13 protein-coding genes and 1 pseudogene are annotated in these 14,852 nt (G+C 47.5%); 8 read left to right on the top strand and 6 right to left on the bottom strand.

Annotated features, from left to right (window positions below):
* The first annotated feature begins 103 nt into the window (after positions 1-103).
* Entirely contained in the window at positions 104-2,599 is a 2,496-nt protein-coding gene (locus ASG81_RS11445; protein ID WP_056633625.1) for an S-layer homology domain-containing protein, read from the top strand.
* A 174-nt stretch (positions 2,600-2,773) separates the two neighbouring features.
* On the opposite strand, the gene ASG81_RS11440 is transcribed toward ASG81_RS11445, so the two are convergent.
* The 3 genes from ASG81_RS11440 to ASG81_RS11430 form a co-directional block, all read right to left on the bottom strand.
* Complete coding sequence (locus tag ASG81_RS11440) at positions 2,774-3,400, bottom strand: hypothetical protein (protein WP_056633621.1); 627 nt, start codon at positions 3,398-3,400, stop codon at positions 2,774-2,776.
* Positions 3,393-3,887: a sigma-70 family RNA polymerase sigma factor gene (locus ASG81_RS11435; protein WP_056633619.1), complete on the bottom strand. Its 495-nt coding sequence runs from the start codon at positions 3,885-3,887 to the stop codon at positions 3,393-3,395. The genes ASG81_RS11440 and ASG81_RS11435 overlap by 8 nt, the downstream gene beginning before the upstream one ends.
* 174 nt (positions 3,888-4,061) lie before the next feature.
* Positions 4,062-4,283 carry a hypothetical protein gene (locus ASG81_RS11430; protein ID WP_235548830.1) on the bottom strand — a complete coding sequence of 74 codons (222 nt, stop codon included), beginning with the start codon at positions 4,281-4,283 and terminating at the stop codon, positions 4,062-4,064.
* A gap of 158 nt (positions 4,284-4,441) precedes the next feature.
* Between ASG81_RS11430 and ASG81_RS11425 the strand changes: the two genes are divergently transcribed.
* Together ASG81_RS11425 and bshB2 are read left to right on the top strand one after the other, a co-directional pair.
* A complete protein-coding gene (locus ASG81_RS11425; RefSeq protein WP_056633616.1) occupies positions 4,442-4,789 on the top strand; it encodes a YojF family protein in 348 nt (115 codons plus the stop codon).
* 20 nt (positions 4,790-4,809) lie between these two features.
* Positions 4,810-5,466 (top strand): bacillithiol biosynthesis deacetylase BshB2, encoded by a 657-nt coding sequence (gene bshB2, locus ASG81_RS11420; RefSeq protein WP_056633613.1) that lies wholly within the window; start codon positions 4,810-4,812, stop codon positions 5,464-5,466.
* A 63-nt stretch (positions 5,467-5,529) separates the two neighbouring features.
* On the opposite strand, the gene katA is transcribed toward bshB2, so the two are convergent.
* The 3 genes from katA to ASG81_RS11405 all read right to left on the bottom strand — a co-directional run bounded on the left by katA (position 5,530) and on the right by ASG81_RS11405 (position 9,213).
* Positions 5,530-6,987, bottom strand: coding sequence for a catalase KatA (gene katA, locus ASG81_RS11415; protein ID WP_056633610.1), 1,458 nt, complete (start codon positions 6,985-6,987; stop codon positions 5,530-5,532).
* Positions 6,988-7,118: 131 nt separating this feature from the next.
* Positions 7,119-7,913 carry a WYL domain-containing protein gene (locus ASG81_RS11410; RefSeq protein WP_056633608.1) on the bottom strand — a complete coding sequence of 265 codons (795 nt, stop codon included), beginning with the start codon at positions 7,911-7,913 and terminating at the stop codon, positions 7,119-7,121.
* The gene (locus ASG81_RS11405; RefSeq protein ID WP_056633605.1) at positions 7,900-9,213 is read right to left on the bottom strand and encodes a helix-turn-helix transcriptional regulator; all 1,314 of its coding nucleotides are present in this window, start codon (positions 9,211-9,213) and stop codon (positions 7,900-7,902) included. The genes ASG81_RS11410 and ASG81_RS11405 overlap by 14 nt, the downstream gene beginning before the upstream one ends.
* 195 nt (positions 9,214-9,408) lie before the next feature.
* Here ASG81_RS11405 and ASG81_RS11400 point away from each other — a divergent pair, with 195 nt between their 5' ends.
* From ASG81_RS11400 to ASG81_RS11380, 5 genes and pseudogenes are all read left to right on the top strand, one after another.
* Positions 9,409-10,827: an RtcB family protein gene (locus ASG81_RS11400; protein ID WP_081417274.1), complete on the top strand. Its 1,419-nt coding sequence runs from the start codon at positions 9,409-9,411 to the stop codon at positions 10,825-10,827.
* 515 nt (positions 10,828-11,342) lie between these two features.
* Positions 11,343-12,452 (top strand): slipin family protein, encoded by a 1,110-nt coding sequence (locus ASG81_RS11395; protein WP_056633602.1) that lies wholly within the window; start codon positions 11,343-11,345, stop codon positions 12,450-12,452.
* Positions 12,453-12,680: 228 nt separating this feature from the next.
* A complete protein-coding gene (locus ASG81_RS11390; protein WP_056633599.1) occupies positions 12,681-13,838 on the top strand; it encodes an SEC-C metal-binding domain-containing protein in 1,158 nt (385 codons plus the stop codon).
* A gap of 47 nt (positions 13,839-13,885) precedes the next feature.
* Positions 13,886-14,083, top strand: a pseudogene (locus tag ASG81_RS11385) (AAA family ATPase); the annotation flags it as partial.
* Between the two features lie 63 nt (positions 14,084-14,146).
* A complete protein-coding gene (locus tag ASG81_RS11380; protein ID WP_056633593.1) occupies positions 14,147-14,650 on the top strand; it encodes a CYTH domain-containing protein in 504 nt (167 codons plus the stop codon).
* The last annotated feature ends 202 nt before the right edge of the window (positions 14,651-14,852 follow it).

The raw sequence follows: 14,852 nt of genomic DNA, 5'->3' as shown, positions 1-14,852 counted from the left end.
ATACGACATCAAACGATAAATTATTTATCAACCAATCATTATACTAGCTAGGTACGTATTATTGGGTTGTACGATAAATAATCTATGAAGCGAGGTTGAATCTATGAAGAAGCATATTGTACGGGTAAAATGGACGTTGCTCTTATTATTGGTACTCTTGGTCATCCAGTCACCTTTGAATGCCTTTGCTGCGGGCAGCGCAACAGGGCCAGTCATTACGAACGTAACTCCGGCAGATCATGCGACGGTCTATACGTCTATGCCAAGGATTACGGCTAAATTGCAAGACACTGGTTCTGGAATTAATGTAGCTACTATTCAAGTGAAGGTGAATGGATTCGCGACACCATTCCAGTATAACGTTAACACGGGAATGGTGGCGGCGGCGACCGCTGGATTGCCTAACGGTACATATCAGCTGACGATCGACGTTTCCGATACAGCTGGAAGTCCGGCAGAACAATGGAAATCAATGTTTAGTGTATCGGTTGATGCTGGAGCGGGCAAGATTGAATATCTTGCGTTAGGTGATTCCTTAGCAGCAGGCATGTCACCGTACAAAATATTAGGCCTTGGCTATACGGATATGCTGGCTGAGAATATTCACAGCTTTGGATATTTAGGTGAATTCAATAAAAATCATACATATCCGGGATATACGACTCAGGATGTCCTGAATGATATTCAAAATAATGCAGTTGCTCCGAACGGGAAGACAATCCAACAGAATATCGCGAGCGCGGGCGTCATTACCTTAGACGTTGGGGCAAATGATTTTATAGGGCAGTTAAGTCCTGCCTATTCGTTAGACCCTAATGTAGTACCAGCCTTAATTCAACAAATCAGTACGAATACCGGGCTTATTATATCAGCGGTCAAACAGCTAAACCCAACAGTAAATATATACATAATGGGCTATTATGACGCGTTCCATAATTTCCCGTTAACTGCCCTTCAGAAGCAGCAGTTTACAGTTGTATTGGATTACTTAAACCAAGCGCTGACAGGTGTGGCTGTGCAAACAGGAGCTATATTCGTGCCTACTGGAGCGGCTGTTGCTGCGGATTATGGGAATAATCTTCCTAATCCTTTGGATATCCACCCAAGTGAGTTAGGTTATAGGGCCATAGCAGATGCTTTTTGGAATGTGATGAAGACCTCATATGCGTGGCCTCTAGATAGCACGCTGACGGCTGGGAGTATTGCCTCGTCAAGTCTCACATTGAATTGGACATCCGCTAATGGCGGTGCTTCAGATTATAAAATTTATAATGGGACTTCAGAAGTAGCTACAGTATCCGGAAGCGTATTTAATCAGCAAGTAAATGGGTTATTATCGGATACATCATATACCTTTAAAGTGGAGGCTAAGCTCCCGAATGGATTATGGACCACCAATGGGCCGACAATAACAGCCAAAACACAGGCAACGAGCTCCTCCGCAGATCATACTATTCCACAAATCAACCAACTAACCACTAAAGAGATAAGTGACCGGATTACATCAGCCGGCACGTCGGCAGCGATTACGATTGATGTAACAGAGTATGATGACATCCGCTTGCCTGGCACTGTGGGTGAACTACTGCAGCAAGCGAATAAAGCGTTGGTCATAAAGTCCAGTGGACAATCCGTAACTATTCCATTCTCCGTCCTGAACGATCTTAGCAAATTAGGCAGTGGAGATGAATGGAAGGCTGCGCAGCTTAAAATATCGTTAAAGGCAATACAAGGTTCAACTGAGGGCGGCTTGGTGAGTGCTGCCAATCTTGCAAGTGGAGCATCGATCAAGCAAAACGGACTGCTGTATGAGTTTGATTTAACGTTAGAGTCCACAGCAGGTAAGACGATTCGATTGGATCGCTATAATGCGCCGGTCACTTTACGCTATACACTTGTTTCTGACAATACGGATACAAGTCTGCTGGGTATTTATTACCTCAACGAGAGTCTGAAGCAATGGGAGTACGTCGGGGGAAAATTAGGGATTGCTGACGGGTCAATCGAGACATCCTTGTCGCACAATTCCAAATATGCTGTCCTTGAATACAAAAAAACGTATAAGGATGTACCCGCGGACCACTGGGCGTTTCATACCATTCAAAGATTAAGTGCTATACATGTGATCGAGGGTGTAAACAGTCAACAATTTAATCCCGCTCAAACGACGACTCGAGCACAATTTGTCACCATGCTGGTTCATGCTCTTGGCATTCAGCCTACTGGAGCACATACGGCTTTTACTGATGTATCCGAAGGAGCTTGGTATTCTGAAGCGATCGCAGGAGCTGTTCAAGCCGGAATTATAAAAGGATTCGATGAACGCCATTTTGTACCTAATGTTACGATCACTCGTGAACAAATGGCCATACTGCTGGTAAGAGCTTATGAGTACAAAACAGGCAAGCTGCTTGAAACGAGTGACATGCTTCTCCAGTATAAGGATGCAGATCAAGTATCCTCATGGGCACAAACGGAAGTGAACAAAGCACTCGGGGCCGAACTTATGCAAGGGCCGGATAAGAATACATTTGTTCCAAATGGCTTAACGGTTCGCGCCGAAGCTGCGCAAGCGATTTATAACTTAATTGAAAAATAAATAAAGAGCAACATAAGGGGCTGCCTAAGGCAGCTCCTTTATGTTGCTCGTTACGAGTTATGGCCTAAATGCCAGCAAACGCCGGCTGGCTCACGCTCGCCCTCAGGACAATCCAGCCTTAGCTTAGGCTCCAAATCCGTGGCAGCGAAGCAGAGGGAAATTTGCCGCGTAATGCTATTTCTCTACAACAGTTCCGCTGTAAAAAAAGTCATCGACAGCTCTAATTTCAATGCTGCGGCGTCCGATTTCTTTATTGTTTTTGTAGGCGATGACTGACACAGTGCTTTTTTTGGCTGTCGTCTCAGGTGATTGGTCATTCATAGGTGACCAGTATATTTTGGTGCCTGATGCTGCGCTCATGCTTTTTCCTTTAGGAATGACCTTAGGAGCGGAAGGCGACCAGAGGGAAAGGCTTCCTTCCGTTACCGTGACAGTGATAGCATCGGCGCCTTCCGCGGAGATGCTTATTGGAAGTCCGGGCACGCTGCTCATGAAAGGGCTGTATTTTCCTAACGGAAGCTGGACGTTGGGCTTCATTTCGACGGGAGTTCCGTCCGCTGCATAAGCGGTAATCACAAAACTGGGGAATACCGCTTTTTCGCTGCCGGATTGGAGGAAGGAAGCGCCAAAGACCGCCAGAAAAATAATCGCGCAAGCAGCTGCCAAGAGGGCGGCTGTTTTTTTGAAAGCAAAGGCTTTACCGCTGCCCGGTGAAGGCTGCGGCTTTGCGCTGTTCATCAGCTGCCGCTTCAGCTCATCGCCAGCCTGTATTTCCTTCATTCCGTCTAGGTATCTATTCATTTGCAAGTCCTCCTGCCAGGCTTGTTTTTAACAGCTCTCGTGCGCGCTTCAGCTGCGTTCGGACGGTGCTCTCGTTCCGGCGCAAAAGACCGGCTATTTCTGCGGTGCTGTAGCTTTCGAAATAATATAAATAGAGGACGATGCGGTATTTTTTCGGCAGTTCCAGCACGCAGGCGACGACCTGTTTGTTTTCTTCGTTTTGGATAGGGTAATCCTTATCGCCGATAGGGGTGAAAAGTTTCTTCCACGGGCTGCGCAGCGCATCCTTGCAGGCATTGATCGTCACTCGAATGATCCATGCTTTTTCATGCTCGGCCTGCTTGAATGCCGGTTGCCGCTTAACTATTTTTGTGAAAACCTCCTGACATATATCCTGGGCGTCTGCGCTATTTTTTAGATAGGTAAAAGCGATTCGCATCATCATGTCAGCATAACGATGGACTAGCTCTGCAAGATAGTCGTCCGAATAATGTGGCACATTTGGCATTGGCGTCTACTCCTTCACTCCTAACACGATTAACGGGAGCAAAATGTTTCAAAGGCTACAAAAAAATCCTGACCGCGGCAGGCCAGGATTCCGTGTGCAGCGTATGATTTGAAGAAGCTGTTAAAGCTTGCATCCACATTTACTTTAGAAATTACCAGTTCTTTATGAGAGGGCTTACCTGAGCTCTTCCTCAGCTTCCTCATCGTCCTCTTCAGGGGATTCTACCAGACGGAAATCATCCGTTTTTCCCCCGTCTTCCCAAATTTCAACGAACAGAGCATCGCAATGGTCAAAGTCAGCTGCTTTCAGCGACAGCGCTTTTTCCTCGTCAGAGCCCACATACACATTTTCCATTCCATCCTCGTTGAACGATTGAATGACATAAATTTTCATCATGTTAAGCCTCCAGCATTTTAATATTGTAGCAGTATACCACAAAATGCGTTAGGAAAAGCAGTACAAACGCTGTTATTTCTTTAAGTTTAAGTATGTTAGAATGATTTTAAAATTAGAAATTATTTTTTAGGTTGTGCCGATATGGGGGAGGGATAAAGATGCAGCTTATTAATCAAGAGCAGGTGCAGCAAAGGATTGACAGTTTTAAGGATCAGGATCTCTATATTCATCTTGAAATGACAACGGGAGCCTACGCTGCCCATCTCGACAGCTCGAAGCATCCGGCGGCTAATTTTATTACGAATGCTGTCATTCGTTATTCTCATGGATCAATTGCAGGCAGCGGACCTTATCGGGTCGGTTTGAAAATGATACAGGGCTGGATTTACTCGGAAGGGCTTACGCACTGGGAGGAGAGTGAGCCGGAAAGGCTGCTGCTGGCAGGACATGACAGCCAAGGCAAGCTGATCGTTTCACTTCAATTAAGCCGGGTGCCCTTCGGATGAGAGAGGAGACGAAAGATGGTATGGAACAAAACATATTAGTGATACTGCCGCATCCCGATGATGAGGCCTTCACCGTATCGGGAACGCTGGCTAAGCATATACAAGACGGAGCCCATGTCACGTACGCTTGCTTGACGCTTGGCGAGATGGGACGGAATATGGGGATTCCGCCTTTCGCCAATCGGGTTACACTTCCGGCTATACGAAAAATCGAGCTTGAGGAATCCTGTCGCGCCATTGGCATACAGGATCTGCGAATGCTGGGCTTCCATGACAAAATGATTGAATTCGAGGATCAGGAGCAACTGGATGGGCAGATCGGCGAGCTCATTAAAGAGCTGAACCCATCGATCGTCTATACGTTTTATCCGGGTTACAGCGTTCATCCCGACCATGATGCATGCGGGACGGCCGTGGTCCGCACAATAAGCAGGCTGCCTAAAGAGGAAAGGCCGGTTGTTTATTGCTCAGCTTTTGCCAAAAATCATCAACAGGCACTAGGCAAGCCTCAGCTTGTAAACGAAGTGAAGGATTTTTTAACGCAAAAAATGGCATCTATTCAAGCTCATCGCTCCCAGTTTCAAGCGGCCGAATTGGTAGGCAGCAAAAAGCTGGACGATGAGAAAATTAGGAAGCGGTTTGGAATAGAGCGCTTCTGGATCTATCCCTTTGACTGATTAAAAATAGCGGCTGTCGAATGAATTCGACAGCCGCTATAGCAATAATAGAATATAGAACCGTTATGATTGCTGCGAAATCGATAAGCCAAGGCCTTCCGCGACCCGCTGCCCGTAATCGGGATCCGCTTTGTAGAAATGGCCGATTTGACGCAGCTTGATTTCGTCTTTCTCCACCGGCTTCATAGCGCCGACAATCGTTTCGATTAGGCGGGCGCGTTCCTCTTCGCTCATCAGGCGATAGAGGTCGCCGGCCTGCGTATAGTGGTCATGATGGTCATAGCCGACACTGTCTGCATTGCCCGATACCTCGAACGGAGCCGGCTTGTTCTCAAGCGATTCCTTCGGTCCGCCAAAGCTGTTAGGCTCGTAGTAAAGCGACGCTCCTCCATTGCCGTCCGCACGCATTTGACCGTCGCGCTGGTGATTGTTCACTGGAGCGACAGGACGATTGATCGGCAGCTGAGTGTGGTTGGCGCCAACCCGGTAGCGATGAGCATCGGAGTAAGCGAACAGGCGGCCCTGCAGCATTTTGTCAGGCGAAGCTTCTACACCGGGCACGAATGACCCTGGTGAGAACGTCGCTTGCTCAACCTCGGCGAAATAGTTATCCGGATTGCGGTCGAGCACCATACGGCCGACTTCGATCAACGGATAATCCTTTTGAGACCATACTTTCGTCACATCAAATGGATCGAAGCGATATGTATTCGCATCATCGACCGGCATGATTTGTACATAAAGCTTCCACGCCGGGAAATCGCCGCTTGCGATTGCATTGAACAAATCCTCGGTATGGTAGTCCGGATTTTCTCCGGCAATTTTGGCAGCAACCTCATTGGTTATGTTTTTGACGCCTTGCTCGGTTTTGAAATGGTATTTTACCCAAACGGCTTGGCCTTCGTCGTTCACCCATTTGAAGGTATGGCTGCCGAAGCCATGCATATGTCTAAACGTAGCGGGGATACCGCGGTCAGACATAAGGATCGTAACCTGATGCAGAGATTCCGGCGACAAGGACCAGAAATCCCATATAGCATTCGGATTTTTCAAGTGGGTTTGCGGATGGCGCTTCTGTGTATGAATGAAGTCAGGAAATTTAATCGCATCGCGGATAAAGAAAACGGGAGTATTGTTGCCCACCAAGTCGTAGTTGCCTTCCTCGGTGTAGAACTTAACGGCAAAGCCGCGTGGATCGCGGACCGTATCGGCAGAGCCAAGCTCGCCGGCAACGGTGGAGAAACGGATGAACATCGGCGTGCGTTTTCCTACCTCGGATAAGAAGTTCGCTTTGGTGTAGGGCGTAACATCATGCGTAACCTGGAAGTATCCGTGCGCGCCCGCGCCTTTGGCATGAACGACGCGTTCCGGAACACGTTCTCTATTGAAGTGTGCTAGCTTTTCCAGTAGGTGAACATCTTGAATTAATGTGGGACCACGAGAGCCGGCTGTCATCGAGTTTTGGTTATCTCCAACGGGAGCACCCCAACTAGTCGTAAGCTTGTTCTTCTCTGTACTCATAATAGATTCACCTCATTGATTTTGTTAGATTGCGCCTCACGTAATATGTTACCGCTTTCTATGGGAAAATCAATATCCATTTAGAATCATTACAAATGAAATTTTTCGTCAAAATGTGATAGCGGCAGTCATTATTCCGCATAGCGTCCGAGCGCCTTTGTCGCGGATTCCAGCATACGGCGCTGCAAATGCCCGCCATCCATAATGCGTACCCTCTTTCCGAGGAAACGGGTTTTTGAAAGCACATATTCGCTATCGCCGCTGGAGAAGTACAGCCGAATCGTATACTCATTAGACTCCGCAGCATAGCTCACTTCTTTCTCAAAGCAGGAGAAAGCATACAAAATCCGGGATAGCTCTTCATTGTATTCGCGTACGACGAGAATATCGGCGCTAACGCTTCTCCGCGCAAGCAAAGTCTGCGCCTTGGCCTGCACCTGCCCGTAATATTCCGTTGTACATTCTTGCTCGCGCAGCTCTACGATCTTTTGCAGCTTTGTACTCATCAGCATCCGATTGCTGATATGATACCAGATCAGATACCATTCCCGCTTAACCATCGAATATTCCAGCTTGTAGGGAAAGCACGCCTGACCGCTGTATGCTCGTTCGCCTTTGATGCCATAGCTTAATTGCAGAATGCTCTTATTCATGATGGCATGTCTTAAAGGACGAACGTATGGATGGTAGACATGCCTTTCCTTGCTGGCTGCCTTGTGCAGCAGGTCGTCCGTGTCCAGCGTTTGGTCATGCACCAGGATAAGCTGCAGCCTCCGAAGCGTTGCCGGAGCAAAGGCTTCCGAAGCAGCTGGGTGACCCAGCATCGTCTTCAACCAGCCGCGCTCATGCGCGGTAACCATAAACGTTCCTGAATCCTCTAGCTTGGATAGAATTTGATAGTTAAATATTTTCTCAAACAGATTCATAGTACGCCCTAATCTCCTTCCACTCCGCAATCATTTCCTGCCGCAGCTTCATCGGTGCCAGCACCTCGCAGCTTGAGCCAAAGCTTCTGATCCATGGCTTAATCTCGACCGTGCCGTTTACTTCGATTTCATAGACAAAGGATTCAGCCGATTCTTCCTCAATAATTCCCCATTGCCCCTGAAGCAGCACACGCTCCTTGACGAAGTTTGCTATGCCGGGCCCAGGGTTGAAGAAACGGACGCGAACCAAAACGGGCTTGCCCGTATCGATCAGCCAGCTCTGCCGGATACGCTGCTCCAGCTCTTCTTTTTTTGCCGCGTACTGCTCTTCGGCGACGCTATCCTCTTCAGAAATTTGTGTTAATCCTTCCAAGCGGTATTTTTTAATTCCATACCTGGAATGGAAGCCTAGTAAATACCAACGGCCATATTGATGATCGTAGACGACCTTAAGCGGCAGTGTTGTCTCCTGCATGCCCTCGGTATCGCGTTCGAATAACGGGTTCGTATTTTTGGAGGCGTAGCTCGTTTCCTTTTTCGGCGAGAAATAAAGGAAGCTGACCAAGCGCCGATTGCGAATTGCGCCAAGCAGCGTAAAGAGATGAGCCTCGTCCAAAATGCGGGAGTAATAGTGGTATTTATATAGAAAGGGCTCAAAGGAGCCGTCATCGGTCTGCTTCCGGCTAATATGCTTCTTCAAGCCGTCACGAAGCAAATAACCCTGGACGGAAGGAACCTGCGTGTTCGCCATAATGTCTACAAAATCGTATAAATCCAGCAGCTCATCATGCGATAGCTCCCTGACCAGATCGTTGTATATCCGATAGCGGAAGGGACGCGTTCCCGGCTCCTTCTTGATGACGCCGACCTGCTCTAAGTATTTCAGATCACCCCGTATCGTCTTCTCGTCGGGAAGCGATAGCTCTGCCGGCATGCTGCCGCAGCATAGCTCAAGCAGTTCCGTGGCAGTTAAGGGCTTCTCTTGCATCGCAGCAAGCAGCAAAGAAAGACGCCGACTCTCCGATTCTTTAAGTGACTTGGCCCGAAATAGAAACAGCAGCATCGGATCGGTTGATTCGAGATAGCTGTAGCGGATCGTCTCGGCAAATTCCTTCCCTTGGGTTTCGGGCAATTGCTGGTGGACGGAGCTTACGATTTCTTTCAGCCGCTTAATGGTTTTATCGAAGGTATGAACGGAAATCCCCAGTCTGTCTGCGTATTGCTGACGGTTATATGCCCCGCTGGTCAGGACAAGCATGCGCAAAAACTGGATCTCTTTATCGAAGCTCTCTCTTGCCATTTAGGAGTCCCCCTGATCATAAGCGGTATTCTCCATCTATCTTAACAGGACGAAGATGAATTTGAACTAGAAGGAAAATATTCCTTTGTCGTAATACTTCCGCCATGTTCGGGAGTCTCCAAATAAGGGAAGATAGAGCTCATAAGACGGTAGAACGCCGATATAAAAAAAGCAAGATGCACGGGAGGGTTTACAATGCTGATGCAGCACAAGAGACATGGCAGCAATCACCATGAAATGGAGCTTCCGCAAGGGAAGCTGCACTTATTCGCTAACGAAGAGGTATTCCAAACCTTCGAGGCTAAAGTATTTGAAATGGCAAACAATAACCTGCAAATTCCCAGGAATCAATATATGAGCTACACACCTGATGCGCATGTCGGCATCGGAACCTGCATCGGCACAACGGCCGTATGGAGTATGAAGGATGGCTGCGTGTCGCCGTCAATTGTCGGCTCGGATATCGGCTGCGGCATGCGCGTTCACACGACTTCGCTGCATAAACGCGACATTTTTACGAAAGAGATTCGTAGATCGTTGATTGCTTCTATCGAGAAATACGTGCCGACTAACGAACGTACCAATGCGAACTATGACGATATTGACGTGATGAGAGTGGTACAGCATGGCCTGAAGGGACTGCCCGTGAAATATGTTCCGGATGAGCGATGGCTGACGCATGTGGAGCAATCGCATTTCATTTATGACCATACCTATTTGAAGCAGCTTCCTCCGAAAATTATGAAATATGCTCGCGGACAATTAGGTACGCTTGGAAGCGGGAATCACTTCATTGAAATTCAGTACTTGGAGATTAATGAGGAGTACGCTGAATTAGCGGCCAAGTGGGGCTTGTTTGACGGGCAGGTTGTGGTGATGATCCACTCCGGCTCGAGGGCTTGGGGCGGCATGGTTGGCCGGGAGCATAACAAGGCGATCAAGGAAGCGATGAATCAGTGGGGCGTGAGCAATCCTGACCCGAGTCTGATTTATGCTCCAATTGCGAGTCCAGAAGGACAATCCTACTTAAATCTAATGTATTCTGCGCTCAACTTTGCTGTCAGTAACCGGCATATGATTGCGTTCGGCGTTCGTGAAGCCTTTCGGGATGTATTCGGAGCGGGCATGGAAATGCCTGTCCTCTATGACCTGATGCATAACTACGCGCTGAAGGAGTTTCACCGTAACCAGCCGATGCTTGTTCATCGCAAAGGAGCGACGCGTGCGCTTCCGCCGGGTCACTTCCTGAATACGCCAGTATATAAGGAGACGGGGCATCCGGCACTCATTCCCGGCTCGATGGGAACTTCCTCCTACATTATGGTAGGAAAGGACGAGGGTCTTAAAAACTTCTATTCCATCTGCCATGGCGCGGGGCGTGCAAGATCCCGCAAAGCGACGAAGCAGCTGGTGACAGTCGATGAGTTCGAACAATCGCTGAAAGTCGGCACGGATGACGAGATACTCGTCAACCACCGCACCTTGCATACGATTCTTGACGAATGTCCGCAGGCCTACAAGGATGTTGATCAAATCATCGACAGCGTCGTTGGCGCATCGTTAGCTGCCGTGGTGGCCAAATGCAAGCCGATGGCCGCCATTAAAGGCATCTAATCATTTACTTTCACTATTAAAGATAACTTCAATAATAGATGAGGCTATTTAACGAATGGCTTACCCGGGCTGGGATTTCCTTGAATCCCGCAGTGCATGCGCACACTGTGCGTTTGTATGCTGTATCGTCCATATCGGCATTAGTCTCGCAAAGAAAGGGTTCGAATCCCTTGATTATCGCCTGATCGCGATAACTCTCTGGCAGAGTTTATACGACTCCCTTCCAAGGAGCTCAAAATCCGAGTGAAAAACGGCCTTGAACAGGAACTCTCAGAGCGCGCCTGTGCGCGTTCACTGCAGCAAAGCCTATGCAATCGGCGGATACCGACTGGAAACGAATGCCTCTTGCGGCAGTGTAGGAAATAGAGCGAATAAGAATGGAAACCGCATTCTTATTCGTCTATCGATTGCTAAGCCATAAAGCAACTCAGCTCCCTTCTCAAGCCTGATTCCGGTGCAGCCGCAGGAGAGCTCCTGTTACGAAGGTCATCATAACCGTAAAGAGGTGTTACATCATGTTCAAAAAAGTAATCATCAAAAACGATGAGCGAGGACTGCTTTTCAAAAAAGGCAGCTACATCAAGCATTTGCAGCCGGGCGTTTACCGCCATAGCTCGTTTACCGACGATACCATCATTTTGCAAAATGTAGCGAAGCGCTTCGCCGTTCCGAATAAAGAACTAAATTTGTTTCTTCAGGATGAGCGGCTCGTAGAGGAGCTGACGATAGCAGACGTACAGGATTACGAGTATGTGCTGCATTTTGAAGACGGTAAGTTTGCTTCGCTGCTGACGGCGGGGCTGTATGCCTTCTGGAATGTGATGAAAAAACATACGTTTATTCGCGTTGATATACGGCATCCCGAGATTTCGGCGGAGATTGACCGGTCTCTGTTGTCGAAGCTGCAGGGCTATATTCAGATGTTCGAGGTTGCCAGTCACGAATCCGGTCTGCTTTTCTACAATAATATGTTACAGCGGGAGCTTCGTCCGGGGAGGTACTATTTCTGGAAGGGTCCAACAAGCGCGCAGGTGAGAACGGTCGATTTGCGCCAGCTGCAGCTTGACATAACCGGCCAAGAGATTATGACGGAAGACAAAGTCACGCTGAGGCTTAATTTTGTGTGCCAATATAAGATTGTCGACCCGCTTAAAGCGATTCAGATCAAGTCGTTCGAGGATCAGGTATATATTTTGCTGCAGCTTATTTTACGGGAATACGTCGGTACGCTTAAGCTGGATGATCTGCTGCGCATGAAGCAAGAAATCGCAAATTTCGTCCTCACGCGCTTGAACGAGCAGAAGGAGCATTACGGCGTGCAGTTTGTATCGGCGGGTCTTAAGGATATTATATTGCCGGGTGACATCAAGGATATTATGAATACGGTGCTGCTGGCGGAGAAGAAGGCACAGGCCAATCTCATTACTCGCCGCGAGGAAACGGCTTCTACCCGCAGCTTGCTTAACACCGCGAAGCTCATGGATGAGAATGGAACGCTGTACCGCTTGAAGGAACTCGAGTTTCTCGAAAAAATTTGCGAGAAGATCGGCACGATCTCGCTCACCGGCGGCAATTTGCTAGAGCAGCTCAATTCATTGCTAAGCGTGAAAAGTTTGGATAAATAATAATAGAAATTGCGCTGGCCTCGTAGATCATCTCATGATCTTCGGGGCTTTTTTGTTAGCCGGAATCAATCATTATTAGGTCAAATTTACATTTAATGAGGAAAATATTAATATTTTTTGTTTGATTCCACCTTCGATTTTTGTTATCTTTGAACCTGCGTGTCTTGTTGGGACACATTTATCATTCATTAAAGATCATGAAATTAATTTACAATTTAGGAGATCACCATGACTATACAGATCGATAAAGCAATGGATAAATTTTGGCCGCAGCTTTCCTATCCGTTATCGTATGCGGATGCGCTAGGCACATTATCCAAGCAGCAATTAACCGGCATTCGTACAAATTTGCAAATAAGCAATCTAAGCTCGCTTAATAAGCAGGAGCTTGTTGAAAAGCTGTCAAAGAAGATTCCGGAGAGCCTGGAGAATACGATTCGCTGCTGGGATCAAAATAGAATAAAGCTCATTCAGAAAATAATAAAAAACGATGGTGTCTGGGATAAGCCTTTGCTTGAAATACAGCAATATGACTATTTCCGCTTGCGCGGGATTTTGTTTCCCGGAACGATAAATGGCAAGCGTGCCGTCGTCATGCCATCCGAGCTGCTGGAGTTTTTTAATGCAGAGGGCTCATTGCTGGAGCATCCGAACGTTAATCGAAATACGGAATGGATTCGGCTGACGCAGGGCTTGCTTTACTATTATGGAACGTTAACGGTAGAGCAGCTGAAATCTTTTGTTATATCTGAGGCGGATCAGAAGCTTGCTTACTATGATCTGATGAACATTTTGTTTGACGCATCGGATTACTACGAGAAGTTTTTCATCGATGAGAGTGATAACATTTCGAATAGTTGGGCAGTAGACCCGCAAGCGATATTGAAAGAGCGGGCGCTCAGACATGATCTCGATTTTTGCCCGTTTACGAAGCAGCAGCTCTTGAAAGCAGGTGAGCCTGATTACGTCGAGCGGAACAGCCACTATATGAATTTGGTTCGCTATGTCCTTCATCATTATGAGATTGATCGCGAAGATGCTGATTTAATGGCCCAGGAATGTGTCGACGCCACCAAAAACGGAAGTTCGCTGGCTGCCGTTCTTGAAACGGTCAAAGATTTTATCGATATTCCGAACATGGAGACGTTGTCAGCCATAACGAATCTGCTGGTCCCTTTGATGAACAGCACGAAGCAGTGGGCCATCAAAGGCTACTCGCCAGAAGAGCTTTCGGCCAAAAGGGCGAGCGTCAGTCTGCTGCTTAATAACGTGCCAAATCAAGCCGTACAAGCTGAAGTCATCGATATCATGACTAAGAAAAAAATCGGACGCAATGATCCGTGTACTTGCGGCAGCGGGAAAAAGTTTAAGAAATGCTGCGGTTAGCAGTCGTACGCTAAAGACTTAATCGAGCTGGGAGGCGTGCAGCCACTCAATTGGATCGCGAGGGCGGCCCCGGCGGCCGCATCATTGATTCTTACGGCGGGAATTCGCTTCATCAGCAATCGCATGGCGAATCTTTTTTTGCCACATTTCTTCATCGTTTTAACGGAAATGGACTTTATATGATGGATGAGCCGGAGGCGGCTCTTTCTTCTTTTCGCCAAATGGCGATGCTTTCTCATATATAAGAGGGAAAGAATGCTTCAGGAGCTTTTTCAGGAAGAGGAATAAATTCAAAGGAGCTGTCAGGAATGTCATTAGAAATTGAACGCAAGTTTCTGCTGCCGCAATTTCCGGGCGCATTAATAGAAGAGACGAAGCTGAAGTTGCTATCCGAGCAAAGAATTGAACAAACCTATTTGGCTATGGATGAAAACCAAGAGCTGCGCGTTCGGCGCATCGTTGATCTGACGAGCGGCGAGGTTTCGTTCACCCATACCTTCAAGCTAGGGAACGGCCTCTCCCGGGAGGAAATCGAATATTCGATATCCGAAAGCATCTATGAGCAGGTTACAAAAGCTTTTGGCTTCGTGCCGTTGACGAAAAACCGCATAACGGCGGAATGGGATGGCCGTATAATCGAGATTGATACGTATGATCAAATTGAGCTTTCGGTGCTTGAGATTGAATTTGGCTCGGAAGAAGCAGCCCATGCATTCGAAGCGCCGGAATGGTTTGGCAAGGATATCAGCTCTGAACGGCAGTACAGCAACAAAAAAGTGTGGCGGGAGCTGCAAGGGAATCAGCGCAATTAAAGAAGGATTAAATGTTTAAATGCTTTTATTTAAAAAAGTTTTTAAAAAATGCTTGACCTCCTGGGCGCATACATGGTATATTCTAATTCCGGCCGAGAGAAACACGCGGACGACAAGAAAAACAAGCGAACCAAATGAAAGAAAAGATTGCTCTTTGAAAACTGAACAACGAGTAATAACTGCCTCGCAAATCCTTCGGGAT

It is taken from the genome of Paenibacillus sp. Soil522 (assembly GCF_001428245.1).
Classification (GTDB): Bacteria; Bacillota; Bacilli; order Paenibacillales; family Paenibacillaceae; genus Pristimantibacillus.
The sequence above is the reverse complement of the archived record's forward strand: the minus strand, read 5'-3'. Positions and strand labels throughout refer to the sequence as shown.

Bases quoted from the DNA above. Each gene is read 5' to 3' on its own strand.
- ASG81_RS11430 (WP_235548830.1), bottom strand. From the start codon at position 4,283: ATGATGAAAATTTATGTCATTCAATCGTTCAACGAGGATGGAATGGAA.
- ASG81_RS11390 (WP_056633599.1), top strand. From the start codon at position 12,681: ATGACTATACAGATCGATAAAGCAATGGATAAATTTTGGCCGCAGCTT.
- ASG81_RS11435 (WP_056633619.1), bottom strand. From the start codon at position 3,887: ATGCCAAATGTGCCACATTATTCGGACGACTATCTTGCAGAGCTAGTC.
- ASG81_RS11400 (WP_081417274.1), top strand. From the start codon at position 9,409: ATGCTGATGCAGCACAAGAGACATGGCAGCAATCACCATGAAATGGAG.
- ASG81_RS11440 (WP_056633621.1), bottom strand. From the start codon at position 3,400: ATGAATAGATACCTAGACGGAATGAAGGAAATACAGGCTGGCGATGAG.
- bshB2 (WP_056633613.1), top strand. From the start codon at position 4,810: ATGGAACAAAACATATTAGTGATACTGCCGCATCCCGATGATGAGGCC.
- ASG81_RS11445 (WP_056633625.1), top strand. From the start codon at position 104: ATGAAGAAGCATATTGTACGGGTAAAATGGACGTTGCTCTTATTATTG.
- ASG81_RS11410 (WP_056633608.1), bottom strand. From the start codon at position 7,913: ATGAATCTGTTTGAGAAAATATTTAACTATCAAATTCTATCCAAGCTA.
- ASG81_RS11380 (WP_056633593.1), top strand. From the start codon at position 14,147: ATGTCATTAGAAATTGAACGCAAGTTTCTGCTGCCGCAATTTCCGGGC.
- ASG81_RS11425 (WP_056633616.1), top strand. From the start codon at position 4,442: ATGCAGCTTATTAATCAAGAGCAGGTGCAGCAAAGGATTGACAGTTTT.
- ASG81_RS11405 (WP_056633605.1), bottom strand. From the start codon at position 9,213: ATGGCAAGAGAGAGCTTCGATAAAGAGATCCAGTTTTTGCGCATGCTT.
- katA (WP_056633610.1), bottom strand. From the start codon at position 6,987: ATGAGTACAGAGAAGAACAAGCTTACGACTAGTTGGGGTGCTCCCGTT.
- ASG81_RS11395 (WP_056633602.1), top strand. From the start codon at position 11,343: ATGTTCAAAAAAGTAATCATCAAAAACGATGAGCGAGGACTGCTTTTC.